Origin of the sequence: Nonomuraea polychroma (genome assembly GCF_004011505.1) — a bacterium.
GTDB lineage: Bacteria > Actinomycetota > Actinomycetes > Streptosporangiales > Streptosporangiaceae > Nonomuraea > Nonomuraea polychroma.
The window spans coordinates 2,116,764-2,132,025 of sequence record NZ_SAUN01000001.1; the positions used below are offsets into that span (position 1 = coordinate 2,116,764).

Genomic DNA, 15,262 nt, shown 5'->3' on the forward strand with positions numbered 1-15,262 from the left:
CACGCCCGGTGGCAGAGGGGATGGGTCGGAGCTCTTCACGGCCGTGGCCGCGCCCCCGTGGCGGCCACGGCATCCGCCCCGGCAGGCCCGGTCCGGGGTGACGACGGCCGCGGGAGCGGCGGAAAGCGACCGCCGCTCCCGCGGCCGTCGAGTGTCCGCAGCGTGTCGGGAAGCCGTCCCGCAGTGTGGACAGAACGGGATTCAGGGGCCGGACTCCGTAGACTGTTGGGGTGATTTCCCGTATTGACATGCGCGGTTCCCTGCCGGACAACCTGCGCGACGTGCTGCCACGCGCCGAGCTCGACGTCGAGGCCGCCCTGGAGAAGGTGCGGCCGATCTGCGACGACGTGCGCCATCGCGGCGTGGCAGCGGTACGGGAGCTGACGGCCAGGTTCGACGGCGTGGAGATCGCCACCACCCGCGTCCCCGCGGAGGAGATCGAGCGCGCGCTGCGCGAGCTCGACCCCAGGGTGCGGGCGGCGCTGGAGGAGTCGATCAGGCGGACCAGGCTGGTCCACCGCGACCAGCGGCGCTCCGACGTCACCACCGAGGTCGTGCCCGGCGGCACGGTGACCGAGCGGTGGGTGCCGGTCGACCGCGTGGGCCTCTACGTCCCCGGCGGCCGTGCCGTCTATCCGTCCAGCGTGGTCATGAACGTCGTGCCCGCCCAGGAGGCCGGCGTCGCCTCGCTGGCCGTGACCAGCCCGGCGCAGAAGGAGTTCGGCGGGCTGCCGCACCCGACGATCCTGGCGGCGTGCGCGCTGCTCGGCGTGGACGAGGTCTACAACGTCGGCGGGGCGCAGGCCGTGGCGATGTTCGCCTACGGCACCGAGGAGTGCCCGCCCGCCACCATGGTCACCGGCCCCGGCAACATCTGGGTGGCGGCGGCCAAGCGGCTGCTCAAGGGCCGCATCGGCATCGACTCCGAGGCGGGGCCGACCGAGATCGCGATCCTGGCCGACGAGACGGCCGACCCGGTGCACGTGGCGGCCGACCTGATCAGCCAGGCCGAGCACGACACGATCGCGGCCGCCGTGCTGGTCACCACCAGCCCCGAGCTGGCCGACGCCGTGGAGAAGCAGTTGCCGGGACAGGTCTCGGCGACCAAGCACTCCGCACGCATCGCCGAGGCGCTGGGCGGGCGGCAGTCCGGCATCGTGCTGGTCGGCTCGCTCGACGACGGCCTCAAGGTGGTGGACGCCTACGCCGCCGAGCACCTGGAGATCCACACCGCCGATGCCGCCGCCGTCGCCGCGCGGGTCCGCAACGCGGGGGCGATCTTCGTCGGCACGTACGCGCCCGTCTCGCTCGGCGACTACCTCGCCGGGTCCAACCACGTGCTCCCGACGGGCGGCTGCGCCTGCCACTCCAGCGGCCTGTCGGTGCAGTCGTTCCTGCGCGGCATCCACGTGGTCGACTACACGCGTGAGGCGCTCGCAGGCGCCGCCGCCCATGTGTCGGTCCTGGCCGACGCCGAAGACCTGCCCGCACACGGCGCCGCGATCCGCGCCCGTTTCGACTGGCGAGTGCCCACGGAGACTCCCGAGTGAACCTGGACGATCTGCCCATCCGCGACGACCTGAGGGGCAAGACGCCGTACGGCGCGCCCCAGATCGACGTCCCGGTCCGGCTCAACACCAACGAAAACCCCTACCCGCCGTCCCCGGAGCTGGTCGCCGACCTGGCCGAGGCGGTCCGGGCCCAGGCGGGCGAGCTCAACCGCTACCCCGACAGGGACGCCACCGCGCTCCGTGCCGACCTGGCCGACTACCTCGGGCACGGGCTGCGCACCGAGCAGGTGTGGGCGGCCAACGGCTCCAATGAGGTGCTCCAGCAGATCCTGCAGGCGTTCGGCGGCCACGGCCGCACCGCCATCGGGTTCGAGCCGTCCTACTCGATGCACCCGATCATCACCAGCGGCACCAACACCGAGTGGATCCAGGCGGGCCGCGAGGAGGACTTCTCGCTCGACCCCGGCAAGGCCGTCGCGGCGATCGAGGAGCACCGGCCCGACATCGTGTTCCTGGCCTCGCCCAACAACCCGACCGGCACCGCGCAGCCGCTGGCCACGATCGAGGCGATCCTGGCCGCCGCGCCGGGCATGGTCGTGGTCGACGAGGCCTACGCCGAGTTCGCCCGCGAGGGCACGCCGTCGGCGCTCACGCTGCTGCCCGCCCACCCGAGGCTGATCGTCACCAGGACGATGTCCAAGGCGTTCGCCATGGCGGGCACGCGGCTGGGCTACCTGGCCGCGCACCCGGCCGTGGTGGAGGCGCTGCTGCTGGTGCGGCTGCCGTACCATCTGTCGACGCTCACCCAGACGGCGGCACGCGTGGCGCTGCGCCACCGCGCGGAGTTGCTCGGCACCGTGGACGCGCTGCGGCGCGAGCGCGACGCGACGGTGACGTGGTTGCGGTCCAAGGATCTGGCGGTGGCCGACTCGGACGCCAACTTCGTGCTGTTCGGGCGCTTCCCCGACCGGCGCAAGGTGTGGGAGGGCTTGCTGGAGCGCGGCGTGCTCATCCGCGAGGTGGGCCCGCCCGAATGGCTGCGTGTCACGATCGGCACCGGCGAGGAGATGGCGGCCTTCCGTGCCGCCCTGGAAGGAGTCTTGTGAGTCGCGTAGGCCGCGTCGAGCGCGTTACGAAGGAGACCTCGGTCCTGGTGGAGGTCGGCCTCGACGGCACCGGCCGGGTCGAGGTGGCGACCGGGGTCGGCTTCTTCGACCACATGCTGGCCCAGCTCGGCAAGCACGGGCTGTTCGACCTGACCGTCAAGACCGAGGGCGACCTGCACATCGACTCCCATCACACGATCGAGGACACCGCGCTCGCGCTGGGCACGGCGTTCCGCGAGGCGCTGGGCGACAAGTCGGGCATCAGGCGGTTCGGTAGTGCGTCGTGCCCGCTGGACGAGTCGCTCGCCCAGGTCACCGTCGACCTGTCCGGGCGGCCTTACCTGGTGCACACCGAGCCCGAGGGCATGGCGCCGATGATCGGCCCCGACTACGACACGACGATGACGCGCCACATCCTGGAATCGCTCGTCGCCCAGGCGGCGATCTGCCTGCACGTGCACGTCCCGTACGGGCGCAATGCGCATCACATCGTGGAGGCCCAGTTCAAGGCGCTGGCCAGGGCGCTGCGCGAGGCCTCCGAGCTCGATCCGCGCGCGACCGGGGTGCCGAGCACCAAGGGTGTCCTATGACGGACAACCTCATCGCCGGCGTCATGGTGTTCATCGGGTTGTTCCTGATCGGCGGCGTGTTCTCCCTGGCCAAGCAGGGACTCAAGATCGGTGCCGTCATCTGCGCGGTCGGCGCGGCGATGGCGATCTCGGCGGGGGTGCTGTGGTGGTGACGAAGAAGGACATCGTCGTCCTCGACTACGGGTCGGGCAACCTGCGTTCCGCGGAGCGGGCGCTGGCCAGGGTCGGCGCCGAGGTGACCGTGACGCCCGACTTCGACGCCGCGCTGAACGCCGACGGGCTGGTCGTGCCCGGCGTCGGCGCGTTCGAGGCGTGCATGCGCGGCCTCAAGAGCGTCCGCGGCGAGCAGATCATCGGCAGGCGCCTGTCCGGCGGCCGCCCGGTGCTGGGCATCTGCGTCGGCATGCAGATCCTCTTCGCCCGGGGCGTCGAGCACGGCGTCGAGACCGAGGGCTGCGGCGAGTGGCCGGGCACCGTCGAGCGGCTCGACGCGCCCGTGCTGCCCCACATGGGGTGGAACACCGTCAAGGCCCCCGCGGGCAGCGTCCTGTTCGCCGGCCTGGACGCCGCCACCCGCTTCTACTTCGTGCACTCCTACGGCGTGCGCGAGTGGGAGCTGCGCACCGGCGACGGGTTCGCCGAGCCGATCGTGACGTGGGCCGAGCACGGCGTGCCGTTCGTGGCCGCCGTGGAGAACGGCCCCCTCATGGCGACCCAGTTCCACCCCGAGAAGTCCGGCGACGCCGGGGCCGCACTGCTGAAGAACTGGCTGGACACCGTTGAGTGAGGACCGGGCGTGCCCTTCCCGGGTGAAGGAGCAGGCGCGGTGAATGAGGAGCAGGCGGTGCGGGCGGTCTCGGGCGAGGAGCGGGCGCTGTGAGCAAGGAGCGGGCCCGGCGGCGGGCCGAGCGCGAGGCCGAGCGGGCGCGCGCGATCCAGGCCAATGAGGACCGGCAGGCGCGCCTGGCCCGCCGGCGGGCTGTGATCGGCCGGCTCACGCCGCGCCCGGTGCGTGTCCGCCGCCCGGGCGGCCTGCTGGCGCGCCGTCACCGGACCCAGAACGTCCTGGTGGCGCTCGGGTTCCTGATCGTGCAGGCGATCGCCTGGCTGCTGTGGGGGTCGTTCTTCGCCAGCTTCGCCGTTCTTGTCCTGTCCGTGTTGCTCGTACCCGTTGTCGTGACTCTCGCCTTCGACCGGAGGATCTGAATGTCGTTCGTATTGTTGCCCGCCGTGGACGTCGTCGACGGCCAGGCCGTACAACTGGTCCAGGGTGTGGCCGGGACCGAGAAGGGCTACGGCGAGCCGCTCGCCGCCGCGCTGGCCTGGCAGGAGGCGGGCGCCGAGTGGATCCACATGGTGGACTTGGACGCCGCGTTCGGCCGGGGCGGCAACCGGGAGTTGATCGCCGAGGTGATCGGCCGGCTGGATGTGAGCGTGGAGCTGTCGGGCGGCATCCGCGACGACGAGTCACTGGCCGCCGCGCTGGCCACGGGCTGCCGCCGGGTCAACATCGGCACCGCCGCGCTGGAGAACCCCGGCTGGTGCCGGAAGGTCATCGCCGAGTACGGCGACAAGATCGCGGTCGGCCTGGACGTGCGCGGCACGACGCTGGCCGCTCGCGGCTGGACCGAGGAGGGGGGCGACCTGTGGGAGGTGCTCGATCGGCTGGAGGCCGACGGCTGTCCCCGCTACGTCGTCACCGACGTGACCAAGGACGGCATGCTCCAGGGCCCGAATCTGGATCTGTACCGCCGGATCTGCGCCCGCACCGACAAGCCGGTGATCGCCAGTGGGGGTGTCTCCAGCCTGGATGACCTGGTCGCACTCGCTTGTCTCGCTCCTGACGGACTGGAGGGCGCCATCGTGGGCAGTGCCCTGTACGCTCACGCGTTCACTTTGGAAAACGCGCTGGCCGCGGTTCGCGTGTAGCTTCGCCGGGAGGGGGCGGGATGAGCGTCGGTAGCATCAGCATGCACAGCACCGGGTCGAGGGTGTTCTCTGGCGGTGTCTGGGAGGAGAAGTACGGCTACGCGCGCGCCGTGGTCGTCGGAAATCGGGTGATCGTCTCCGGCTGCACGGCCTCGGTCGGAGGCGAGGTGCGCCACATCGGCGACGCGTATCAGCAGAGCCTGACCGCGATCGACATCGCGCTCGAGGCCGTCGTGACGGGCGGGCTGACCCGCGAGGACGTGGTCATGGTCCGCTACTACGTGGTGGAGCAGCACCACTTCGACCTCGTCGGGCGGGCCATCGCCAAGGTGTTCGGCGGGGTGCGCCCCGCCTGCACGGGAGTTCGGGTGGCCGGGCTGGTCGACCCGGGAATGCTGGTCGAGATCGAGATCGAGGCAATGCGAGCATGACCGTAGCGGTAAGAGTCATTCCCTGTCTCGACGTGGACGCCGGACGCGTGGTCAAGGGCGTCAACTTCGAGAACCTGCGCGACGCGGGCGACCCCGTCGAGCTGGCCAGGCGTTACGACGAGGAGGGCGCCGACGAGCTGACCTTCCTCGACATCACCGCTTCGTCCGGTGAGCGGGAGACCATGCTCGACGTCGTCCGCCGGACGGCCGAGCAGGTGTTCATCCCGCTCACCGTCGGTGGCGGGGTGCGCTCGGTCGAGGACATCAACCGGCTGCTGCGGGCGGGCGCCGACAAGGTGTCGCTCAACACGGCCGCGATCGCCCGGCCCGAGCTGCTCACCGAGGCGTCCCGGCGCTTCGGCGCCCAGTGCGTCGTGCTGTCCGTGGACGCCCGGCGCGCTCCGGGCACCCCGAGCGGCTTCGAGGTGACCACGCACGGCGGGCGGCGCGGCACCGGGATCGACGCGGTGGAGTGGGCGGCACGTGGCGAGGAGTTGGGCGTCGGCGAGATCCTGCTCAACTCGATGGACGGTGACGGCACGCTCGACGGTTACGACCTGGAGATGCTGCGCGCGGTGCGGGCGGCGGTGCGGGTTCCGGTCATCGCCAGCGGCGGGGCCGGGCGGCTGGAGGATTTCGCCCCCGCGGTGGAGGCGGGGGCCGACGCCGTCCTGGCGGCCAGCGTGCTGCATTTCGGGACGCTGAAGATCCCGGAGATCAAGGGCGCGCTGGCCGCGGCGGGATATCCCGTCAGGAAGTGACCTTCACGGTCGTGGGGCGGCGCGGAGGCGGTGTTCAGAACGCGCGCATGTGGTTGAACAGCTCGTACGACACGTCCTTCGCGCCGAACGCCGCCGCCTCCGACCGTTTGACGGCCAGGTACGCGCTGCGCCGCAGCGGCCCGAGCGCCTCCATGAGCACCTCGTCGGCCTCCAGCGCGTCGAGCGCCTCGTCCAGCGACGACGGCAGGCGCGGGTAGCGGCCGGGCCGCGTGTCGGGATCCACGTCCACGGGCTCGCCGGGGTCGAGCTTGCGGCGGATCCCGTCCAGCCCGGCGTGGATCACCGCGCCGAGCGACAGGTAGGGATTGGCGGAGGAGTCCGACGGCTTCAGCTCCAGGTTCGGCTCGCCGGACTCACCGAGCGGCGAGCACACGCGTACGGCGGCCTCCCGGTTGTCGGGCCCGTACACCGCGTAAGCGCTGGACCACATGCGGGGCGTCAGGCGGCGGAAGCTGTTGACGCTGCCGCACGTGAGCGCGGTCAGGGCGGGCAGGTGGGCGAGCAGGCCGCCGATGAAGCCGTCACGCACCTCGCCGTCACCGGCGAAGACGTTCCGGTTGTCGTTCCACAGCGACAGATGCAGGTGGGCTCCGTTGCCGGCCTGGTCGGCGAGCGGCTTGGGGGCCAGCGTGGCCCACATCTGCATGCGCTGGGCCACGCCGCGGACGGTCTCCCTGAACAGGACGTGGTTGTCGGCGGCCCGCAGCGCGGGCGCGTACCTGATCGACAACTCCTGCTGGCCGGGCCCGAGCTCCGGGTGGTAGTGCTCGACGCGCAGGCCCTGCGTCTCCAGGGCGCGGATGAGCTTGATGGTGTAGTCGTGCGCCGTGTCGAACCCGCTGTTGGCGTAGCACAGGGAGTCGTCGAGTGGCACCAGCCGGTCCGGGCCACCCGCCGGGTCGGGCAGGCGGCGGCCCAGTGTGAACTCCGGCTCGAACGCCGCGACCAGCGTGTAACCCTCGGTGGCCAGCTCGGCGATCGCGTCCTTGAGAAATGTCCGCGGGCACGCCTCCCATGGTGAGCCGTCCGGCCGCCGCAGGTCCGACAACATCGCCGCCGCGCCGGGCGCCTGGGGCAGCGCCACGTAGGTGGTGGGGTCGGGAACGATGCGCACCTCGCCCACCGGACCCATGTGCTCGACGTCCTGGAGCTGGTCGAGCATGTTCATCGCCATCATGGCCACCGTGTGCCCGATGCCCGTGCTGAGCCGCTCCGCCAACCGTGATCGGGAAGCCGCCTTACCACGAATGACGCCAGCGTGGTCGGCGTACAGAAAACGGATCAGCTCGATGCCCTCGAGCTCGGCTCGCTCGAGGATCCGCCGCACATTCGGATCAAGCTGATTGATCTTGGTGCCGCTGGGGCGATCTCTCATCCTGCCTGCGTAGCACGATCTGGCAGCGCGGGGAAGCATCTACCGCAGGCAGAACCGTCGTTAGGTCAGAACTCTGGAAAAGAATGTCGCCAACTGATTGGCTCCTTGGAGGATTCCGTCGAACACACCGTTGACCGCGTCGGCGGCTTGGGCCGGCCGGGTGAACAGGTAGAAGACCACGAACGCGATAGCCACGTAGGTGATCACCTTCTTGACCTGCATGGGGGGCCTCCTGCAGTCCATTCCCAGCCGTATATACCCGGATCTGGGCGATCACTGGCATCCTCTGTGAAGATGTTCATGATCCTAACCGGGGGGCTTCCTTTCCTATGCCATGGTAAAGGCTTGACTTCGTGCGCGAGCACCTGCCGCGCCGTGGATGTCCGCAATAGACGGGCATGCGACCGTCACCGGGGCCTCCCGCGGCCGCGCCGGAGCGCCGCCGGCGTGACTACAGGCCCAGCGGGGCCTCGCGCAGCCGGGCGATGGCGTCGGGCTCGCCGGTGAGCTCCACCCGCGCGTGCTTCTGGCGGCCGAAGCAGAACATCAGCAGCTCGGAGGCCGTGCCCGTCACCTCCACCCGGGCACCCTGGCGGGGCCCGCCGAGCGCGACGCCACCGCCGAGGCGGTGCAGCACCACGCCCACGGGCGACTTGCGCAGCATCAGCCTGGCGCCGCTCGCCACCCGCTTCCAGATGAGCCTGTCGAGGTCGGCAGGCAGCTCACGCGGCTCCCACGCCGGCTGGGCGCGGCGCACGTCCTCATGGTGCACGAACATCTCGAGCGTGTTGACGGCCTCGTCGAGGAAGGGCAGCAGGCCGTAGACGCCGCCGGGTTTGCGGACCATGTCGACCAGCTCGGGATAGGGGTGCCGGGCCTTGAGCCCGTCCTGGACCGAGGCGGTGTAGCCGGCCAGGGGCTTGAGCGCGATCCCGCCCATCGCGTCGGGTCGGCGCTCGCGCAGCACCAGGTGGGCGGCCAGGTCGTAGGTGGTCCAGCCCGCGCAGAGCGTCGGCGCGTCCGGCCCCAGCCGGTCGAGCAGGTCGCAGAGCGCGGCGCGTTCGCCACGAGCGTGAGTCACGTGCTCAACCCTACCTGTGGGAATAACGAGGTGATCAGAAGTGATGTAGTGACTTGCATATGCACAAGTCCGTCTGAAGGGGAGCCTACCGAGTGGCGAGCAAGGTCACCTCGGCCGTGATGCGCCAAGGACTACGCGTCCTTGGGGTGGCCATTCGCACCGAGAAGGCGGTCTTCGCGCTGGCCGTGCTGGCCAGCGCCGTCTATGGCGGCATGACCGTCGCCTCCTCCTGGGCGCTGGGCTGGGCCACGCAGCACGTGCTGCTGCCCGCCTTCGCCGAGGGTGAGGTGGCCTCGGGGGCGCTGTGGACCGGGGTGTTCCTCATCGTCGGCACGGCCCTGCTCAAGGCGTTCGGCGTGGCCGGCCGCCGCATCCTGGCCGGGGTCATGCAATACCGGATGCAGGCGAGATCACGCAGGGACGTCACCCAGCAGTACCTGCGGCTGCCCCTGTCCTGGCATCACCGCCACCCCACCGGGCAGCTGCTGTCGAACGCCAGCGCCGACGCCGAGGCCGCCTGGGCGCCGCTCGCCCCGCTGCCGATGGCGCTGGGCGTGGTCGTCATGCTGGTCACCGCGGCGATCGCGATGGTGTTCACCGACCTCGTGCTCGCGCTCGTGGGTTTCCTGATCTTCCCGGCCATCGCTGTGCTCAACCTCGTCTACCAGCGCAGGCTGAGCCCGCTCGCCACCCGCGCGCAGCAACTGCGCGCCGAGGTCAGCGAGATCGCGCACGAGAGCTTCGACGGCGCGCTCGTCGTCAAGACCCTCGGCAGGGAGGACCTGGAGACCGAGCGTTTCCAGCGCCGCGCCCACGAGCTGCGCGACGCCAACATCGCCGTCGGCCGGGTGCGCGGGCTGTTCGACCCGATGCTGGAGGCACTGCCCACGATCGGCGTGCTGGCGGTGCTCGCCGTCGGCGCGCTGCGCCTGTCGGGCGGCTCCATCGACTCCGGCGACCTGGTCCAGGTCGCCTACCTGTTCACGCTGCTGGCCTTCCCGATCAGGGCGCTCGGCTGGGTGCTGGCCGAGCTGCCGCGCAGCGTCGTCGGCTGGGAGCGGGTGCAGGCCGTGCTGGAGGCCACCGGCTCCATGGCGTACGGCGACGCCGCCACGACCTCCTCCGGCCCGGCCGCCCTGGAGGTGCGCGGGGTGTCGTACCGCTACGGCGAGGCCGAGGTGCTGCACGACGTCACCTTCGACGTGCCGGCCGGCCGCACCGTCGCCCTGGTCGGGCCCACCGGGGCCGGCAAGTCCACGCTGGTGCAGCTGCTCGTGCGGCTCGTCGACCCCGACTCCGGCCAGGTCCTGCTCGACGGGGTCGACCTGCGGGAGCTGGCCTACGGCGGCGTCGCCGCGTCGGTCGCTTTGGTGCCGCAGCAGACGTTCCTGTTCGACGACACGGTGCGCGGCAACATCGCGCTCGGCCTGGAAACCGCCGACGAGGACGTGTGGGCCGCGCTGCGGCTGGCCCAGGCCGACGGCTTCGTCGCCAGGCTGGCCGACGGCCTCGGCACTCGCGTGGGCGAGCGCGGCGCCACCCTGTCCGGCGGCCAGCGCCAGCGCCTCGCGCTGGCCCGCGCGATCGTCCGCCGGCCGCGCCTGCTCGTGCTCGACGACGCCACCTCCAGCGTGGACCCACAGGTCGAGGCCAGGATCCTGTACGGGCTCCGCGACGCCGCCGAGGCCTCCACCGTCGTGGTCGTCGCCTACCGCATGGCCACGATCGCGCTCGCCGACGAGGTCGTCTACCTGGACCACGGCCGGGTCGCGGACCGCGGCACGCACGAGGAGCTGCTCGACCGCTGCCCGGGCTACCGCAACCTGGTGACCGCCTACGAGCGCGAGGAGGCCGAGCGCGCCGCCATCGACGTGCTGGCGGAAGACGAAGAGTCCCTGGCGGGCGAGGAAGAAGAGGTCAGCGCATGACGGCGCAGAGCATCCAGCGCGACTCCGGCCGTTCGGCGCTGGCCACCATCCGCATGGGCCTGTCGCTGACGCCCGAGTTCCGCAAGGGCCTGGCGGGCACGCTGGCCCTGGCCGTCGTCGCCACCGTCGGCAAGATCATCGTGCCGATCGCGGTCCAGCAGACGATCGACACCGGGCTCAAGAGCGGCGTCCCGGACCTCCCGTACATCACCCGTGCCGTCCTGGTGTGCGCGGCGGCCGTCGTGCTCACCGCACTCGCCGCGTACGTCATGAACGTCCGCCTCTACAAGGCCACCGAGTCGTCCCTGGCGACGTTGCGCGTGCGCGGTTTCCGGCACGTGCACGACCTGTCGGTGCTCACCCAGAACACCGAGCGCCGGGGCGCCCTGGTCTCCCGGGTCACCAACGACATCGATCAGATCAGCACCTTCATGCAATGGGGCGGGCTGATGATCATCGTGGCGTTCGGGCAGCTGTTCGTGGCGACCGTGCTCATGTTCGTCTACTCCTGGCAGCTGACGCTGCTGGTCTGGGTGTGCTTCATCCCGCTGATGATCGCCTTGCCGCGGTTCCAGCGGTTGTTGTCGCGGGCGTACACGGTGGTGCGCGAGCGCACCGGCGACATGCTCGCCGCGGTCAGCGAGTCCGTCGTCGGCGCCGCCGTCATCCGGGCCTACGCCTCGGAGCGCCGCACTTCCGAACGTATCGACAAGACGGTGAACGCCAACAGGTCCGCCCAGGTCAGGGCGCAGACCATCGTCGGCTTCGTGTTCCCGCTGACCGAGATCGTGGCCGCGGTCGCGATCGCCGGGATCGTGCTGCTCGGCGTGCGGCTGGGCCTGTCGGGCGACATCACCCAGGGCGAGCTGGTCGCGTTCCTGTTCCTGGTCACGCTCTTCGTCTCGCCGCTGCAGACCGCCACCGAGGTGCTCAATGAGGCCCAGAATGCCGTCGCCGGCTGGCGGCGCGTCCTCGGCGTGCTCGACACGCCGCCCGACGTGGCCGATCCCGGCGAGAAGGGCGTGGAGCTGCCGCGCGGCCCGATCTCCGTGGTCTTCGACGACGTGCATTTCTCCTACCCGGGCGGCCCGCCCGTGCTGCGCGAGGTCACGCTCGAGATCCCGCCGCGCTCGCGCATCGCGGTGGTGGGGGAGACCGGCTCGGGCAAGACCACATTCGCCAAGCTCCTCACGAGGCTGATGGACCCGGGCTCGGGGCGCGTCACCATCGACGGTCACGACCTGCGCCACGTGCGCTTCTCCTCGCTGCGTGAGCGCATCGTCATGGTGCCGCAGGACGGGTTCCTGTTCGACGGGACGCTGGAGGACAACATCCGCTACGGCAAGCCGGACGCCACCCGTGAGGAGATCGAGCTCGCGCTGACCGAGCTGGGCCTCGCCGACTGGCTGGAGGGACTGCCGGCCGGCCTCGACACGCCCGTCGGCCAGCGGGGCGAGTCCCTGTCGGCGGGCGAGCGCCAGCTCGTCGCCCTGGCCCGCGCCTACCTCGCCGACCCCGACCTGCTCCTGCTGGACGAGGCCACCTCGGCGGTGGACCCGGCCACGGAGGTACGCCTGGCCCGCGCGCTCGAAGGCGTCACCCGCGGCCGCACCGCCGTCACGATCGCCCACCGGCTGTCGACGGCCGAGAACGCCGACGAGGTCCTGGTGTTCGACGCCGGCCGCCTGGTGCAGCGCGGCCCGCACGGCGAGCTGGTGAAGGAGCCGGGCGTGTACGCGGACCTGCACGCCTCCTGGGTCTCCGCCGCCCGCTCGTGACGATCACTCGCACACGGCGGCGAACGTCACCGTCGTCCCGTGAGGGCCCGACACGATCGTGATGTGATCGCACAACATACGCGTCAGCCACAACCCCCGCCCACGGCCCTCGAACCCCGTGGGCGGGCGCATGTCGCCCAGCCGGCCCGGCGGCAACCCCGGCCCCTCGTCGGTCACCTCGCACCACAACCGGCCGCCGTCCGCCCACAACCGCAACCGTCCGTGCCCGCCGCCGTGCACCACCGCGTTGGTGATGAGCTCGTTCGCCACGAGCACGAAGTCCTCCAGCCGCCGCCCCGTCAGCCCCTCGTCGGCGGCGTGCTCGGCGACCGCCCTGCGCAGGGACGCGATGCGCCCGCGCGCGAAACTCGCCTCCCACACCTGCCTACACATGGCCTGCACATCGCCCACCCGGCGGACCGCCGTGCTGCCCCTCGAACGGCAGGCAGATGTGATCGCCCAGATCGGGGTCGAGAACGGAGCTTGCGTGAAGCATGACCGCACCTCCCCTAGCACGTGTCGCCGAAGAAAATACTCCGCGCCACGTCATCACGTAGTGCATTCTCTGCAAAACACACCGTGATACGACGTGATCGGTGTACCTTTTCGGCCGGGGCAGCCCACGCGCCGCAGACGGCTGCGCGGGCAGGGGGCATGAGGAGCGAGAGTGTGGATGTGCTGGAGATGACGCGACGCCGACATGGCGAGCTCGTGGTGGTCAGCCTGGCGGGAGAGGTGGACGTGGACAATGCGTCCAAGGTCCGGCGGTGCCTCGACGAGGCGGTCGCGACCCACGGACCTCGGCTGGTGGTGGACCTCACCGCGCTGACGTTCATCGACACGACGGGACTCGGGGTCCTCGTGCGTCAGCTGGCCGACCTGCGCGCGCGTGACGGCAGCATGGCGCTGGTCGCGCCGGACGGCCAGGTGCTGCGGCGGCTGCGCAGGACCAACCTCGCCCCGCTCTTCCGGATCTACGACACCCTCTCCCAGGCCCTGGCCTGAGGCACGGGGGCAGGCTGGTTGAATGGATGCCATGTCCCTCGACCCCAAGATCGCCGCCCGGTTGAAGCGCAACGCCGACGGCCTCGTCGCCGCCATCGCCCAGCAATACGACACCGGCGAGGTGCTCATGCTGGCCTGGATGAACGACGAGGCGCTGCATCGGACGCTCACGACCGGCAGGGCCACCTACTGGTCGCGCAGCCGCGGCGAGTTCTGGGTGAAGGGTGACACCTCCGGCCACGTCCAGCACGTCAAGTCGGTGGCGCTCGACTGCGACGGTGACACCGTCCTCGTCAAGGTCGACCAGGTCGGCGCCGCCTGCCACACGGGCGACCGCACCTGCTTCGACGCCGACCGGCTCGAGATCGCACTCGGCCAGGCGTGATGGCGGCCCACGGCGACGGCGGGAGCGCGGCGGCACCACGGGCGGCGCACAGGGAGTTGTGGGCCTGGCTGGCGCTGACCGTCCTGGGCTGCCTTCTGGTGCTGCTGGCCGCCGGGCGGGAGTGGGCCAGGATCGCCCATCCGGCGGCGACGGCGCCCACCGGCGGCGACCTCAGCCCCGTCCTGACGCCTGTGGCGCTGGCCGGGCTGGCCGGGGTGGTGGCCGTGCTCGCGACCAAAGGCGCGGGCCGCCGCGCCATCGGCGTGCTGCTGGCCCTCTGCGGCGCCGGCGCGGCCTGGGGCACCTGGACGGCGCTCGACGCCGCCACGGTGACGGGCTGGGTCCACGAGCAGAACTGGATGCGCACCTCGCTCGGCGACCTGCCCTGGGCGATCGCGCCGCTCTGGCCGGTCGTGGCGGGCGCCGGAGCGGCCCTGCTGATCGCCGGGGGCATCGTCGCGATCGTGCGCGGCGGCAGGTGGGCGGGCATGTCCTCGCGGTACGAGCGCGGCGGGGCTTCCGCGGGCAAGGACGCCGCTCCCGCGCAGGATGACAAGGCGCTCTGGGACGCCCTCGACCGGGGAGACGACCCCACCCGATAGCTCGGCGACTCCCAATGTTACGAACTATCCACTGTTCTGAACCTGTGTCGGCTTGGCAAGCGTTTCCTCAATAAGCTGCCGTTGCAACTCGCCACGAACACTAGGAGCCAGGGGCATGAGCTACGGGGATCAGGGCGGAAACGGCGGTTATGGCGCACAGCAGCCCGGCGGGGGATACGGCCAGCAGCCGCCGGCCGGCGGGGGCTACGGCAGTGGCGGCTACGGCCAGCAGCCGCCGACCGGTGGCGGGTACGGCGGGTACGGTCAGCAGCCTCAGAGTGGCGGCGGCTACGGCCAGCAGCAGCCCAGCGGCGGGGGCTACGGCGGTTACGGGCAGCAGCCGCCCAGCTATCCGCAGGAGCAGCTCGGCTACGGCCAGATGCCGCCGAGCGGCGGGTTCAGCCAGCCGTCCGGGGGATACGGCTACAACCAGTACGGCCCGCCCCAGCAGCCCAGGTCGACCAACGGCATGGCGGTGGCCTCGCTCGTCCTGGGCATCATCGGCCTGATCTTTTGCGGAGTGACCAGCATCCCCGGCGTGATCCTCGGCCACGTCGCGATGAACAAGATCAAGCGCACCGGCGAGGAAGGCCAGGGCATGGCCGTGGCCGGCCTCGTGACGTCGTACATCACGATCGTGTTGTGGGCCCTCTGCTGGCTCATCTTCGGCGGCCTGTGGCTGTCGCTTCTCGGGCTCAGCGCCGCCGCCACGTCCTCCGTGGACTACTGACGGGTACCTGTCGCGTGCGTAGCCGGACC

Annotated in this window: 19 protein-coding genes; 15 read left to right on the top strand and 4 right to left on the bottom strand. The window is 71.2% G+C overall.

Annotated features, from left to right (window positions below):
• The first annotated feature begins 230 nt into the window (after positions 1–230).
• The 9 genes from hisD to hisF all read left to right on the top strand — a co-directional run bounded on the left by hisD (position 231) and on the right by hisF (position 6,328).
• On the top strand, positions 231–1,550 hold the full coding sequence (gene hisD / locus EDD27_RS09385; protein WP_127932044.1) for a histidinol dehydrogenase: 1,320 nt from the start codon (positions 231–233) through the stop codon (positions 1,548–1,550).
• Positions 1,520–2,617 (top strand): histidinol-phosphate transaminase, encoded by a 1,098-nt coding sequence (locus EDD27_RS09390; RefSeq protein ID WP_421917263.1) that lies wholly within the window; start codon positions 1,520–1,522, stop codon positions 2,615–2,617. The genes hisD and EDD27_RS09390 overlap by 31 nt, the downstream gene beginning before the upstream one ends.
• Positions 2,614–3,207 carry an imidazoleglycerol-phosphate dehydratase HisB gene (gene hisB / locus EDD27_RS09395; RefSeq protein ID WP_127932046.1) on the top strand — a complete coding sequence of 198 codons (594 nt, stop codon included), beginning with the start codon at positions 2,614–2,616 and terminating at the stop codon, positions 3,205–3,207. Before EDD27_RS09390 ends, hisB begins: the two co-directional genes overlap by 4 nt.
• Entirely contained in the window at positions 3,204–3,359 is a 156-nt protein-coding gene (locus tag EDD27_RS54045; protein ID WP_164903546.1) for a hypothetical protein, read from the top strand. Before hisB ends, EDD27_RS54045 begins: the two co-directional genes overlap by 4 nt.
• A complete protein-coding gene (gene hisH, locus EDD27_RS09400) occupies positions 3,353–3,994 on the top strand; it encodes an imidazole glycerol phosphate synthase subunit HisH (protein ID WP_206641323.1) in 642 nt (213 codons plus the stop codon). Before EDD27_RS54045 ends, hisH begins: the two co-directional genes overlap by 7 nt.
• 89 nt (positions 3,995–4,083) lie before the next feature.
• Positions 4,084–4,413: a hypothetical protein gene (locus EDD27_RS09405; protein WP_127932048.1), complete on the top strand. Its 330-nt coding sequence runs from the start codon at positions 4,084–4,086 to the stop codon at positions 4,411–4,413.
• Positions 4,414–5,136, top strand: coding sequence for a bifunctional 1-(5-phosphoribosyl)-5-((5-phosphoribosylamino)methylideneamino)imidazole-4-carboxamide isomerase/phosphoribosylanthranilate isomerase PriA (gene priA / locus EDD27_RS09410; RefSeq protein WP_127932049.1), 723 nt, complete (start codon positions 4,414–4,416; stop codon positions 5,134–5,136).
• A 20-nt stretch (positions 5,137–5,156) separates the two neighbouring features.
• Positions 5,157–5,567 carry a Rid family hydrolase gene (locus tag EDD27_RS09415; RefSeq protein WP_127932050.1) on the top strand — a complete coding sequence of 137 codons (411 nt, stop codon included), beginning with the start codon at positions 5,157–5,159 and terminating at the stop codon, positions 5,565–5,567.
• Positions 5,564–6,328: an imidazole glycerol phosphate synthase subunit HisF gene (gene hisF, locus EDD27_RS09420; RefSeq protein ID WP_127932051.1), complete on the top strand. Its 765-nt coding sequence runs from the start codon at positions 5,564–5,566 to the stop codon at positions 6,326–6,328. The genes EDD27_RS09415 and hisF overlap by 4 nt, the downstream gene beginning before the upstream one ends.
• A gap of 34 nt (positions 6,329–6,362) precedes the next feature.
• On the opposite strand, the gene EDD27_RS09425 is transcribed toward hisF, so the two are convergent.
• From EDD27_RS09425 to EDD27_RS09430, 3 genes are all read right to left on the bottom strand, one after another.
• Positions 6,363–7,724: a glutamine synthetase family protein gene (locus EDD27_RS09425; protein ID WP_127932052.1), complete on the bottom strand. Its 1,362-nt coding sequence runs from the start codon at positions 7,722–7,724 to the stop codon at positions 6,363–6,365.
• Positions 7,725–7,784: 60 nt separating this feature from the next.
• Complete coding sequence (locus EDD27_RS54050) at positions 7,785–7,946, bottom strand: cytochrome c family protein (RefSeq protein ID WP_164903547.1); 162 nt, start codon at positions 7,944–7,946, stop codon at positions 7,785–7,787.
• 229 nt (positions 7,947–8,175) lie between these two features.
• Entirely contained in the window at positions 8,176–8,805 is a 630-nt protein-coding gene (locus EDD27_RS09430) for a TIGR03085 family metal-binding protein (RefSeq protein ID WP_127932053.1), read from the bottom strand.
• 119 nt (positions 8,806–8,924) lie between these two features.
• Between EDD27_RS09430 and EDD27_RS09435 the strand changes: the two genes are divergently transcribed.
• Both EDD27_RS09435 and EDD27_RS09440 read left to right on the top strand, forming a co-directional pair.
• The gene (locus EDD27_RS09435) at positions 8,925–10,733 is read left to right on the top strand and encodes an ABC transporter ATP-binding protein (RefSeq protein WP_164904192.1); all 1,809 of its coding nucleotides are present in this window, start codon (positions 8,925–8,927) and stop codon (positions 10,731–10,733) included.
• Complete coding sequence (locus tag EDD27_RS09440; protein ID WP_127932055.1) at positions 10,730–12,511, top strand: ABC transporter ATP-binding protein; 1,782 nt, start codon at positions 10,730–10,732, stop codon at positions 12,509–12,511. Before EDD27_RS09435 ends, EDD27_RS09440 begins: the two co-directional genes overlap by 4 nt.
• A gap of 3 nt (positions 12,512–12,514) precedes the next feature.
• Here EDD27_RS09440 and EDD27_RS09445 read toward each other — a convergent pair whose 3' ends face one another.
• Complete coding sequence (locus EDD27_RS09445; protein WP_127932056.1) at positions 12,515–12,904, bottom strand: ATP-binding protein; 390 nt, start codon at positions 12,902–12,904, stop codon at positions 12,515–12,517.
• Between the two features lie 276 nt (positions 12,905–13,180).
• Here EDD27_RS09445 and EDD27_RS09450 point away from each other — a divergent pair, with 276 nt between their 5' ends.
• The 4 genes from EDD27_RS09450 to EDD27_RS54055 all read left to right on the top strand — a co-directional run bounded on the left by EDD27_RS09450 (position 13,181) and on the right by EDD27_RS54055 (position 15,233).
• Positions 13,181–13,516, top strand: coding sequence for an STAS domain-containing protein (locus tag EDD27_RS09450; protein WP_164903548.1), 336 nt, complete (start codon positions 13,181–13,183; stop codon positions 13,514–13,516).
• Between the two features lie 22 nt (positions 13,517–13,538).
• Positions 13,539–13,901: a phosphoribosyl-AMP cyclohydrolase gene (gene hisI / locus EDD27_RS09455; protein WP_127932058.1), complete on the top strand. Its 363-nt coding sequence runs from the start codon at positions 13,539–13,541 to the stop codon at positions 13,899–13,901.
• Positions 13,901–14,503, top strand: coding sequence for a Trp biosynthesis-associated membrane protein (locus EDD27_RS09460; protein ID WP_241564788.1), 603 nt, complete (start codon positions 13,901–13,903; stop codon positions 14,501–14,503). The genes hisI and EDD27_RS09460 overlap by 1 nt, the downstream gene beginning before the upstream one ends.
• 115 nt (positions 14,504–14,618) lie before the next feature.
• Positions 14,619–15,233 (top strand): DUF4190 domain-containing protein, encoded by a 615-nt coding sequence (locus EDD27_RS54055; protein ID WP_164903549.1) that lies wholly within the window; start codon positions 14,619–14,621, stop codon positions 15,231–15,233.
• The last annotated feature ends 29 nt before the right edge of the window (positions 15,234–15,262 follow it).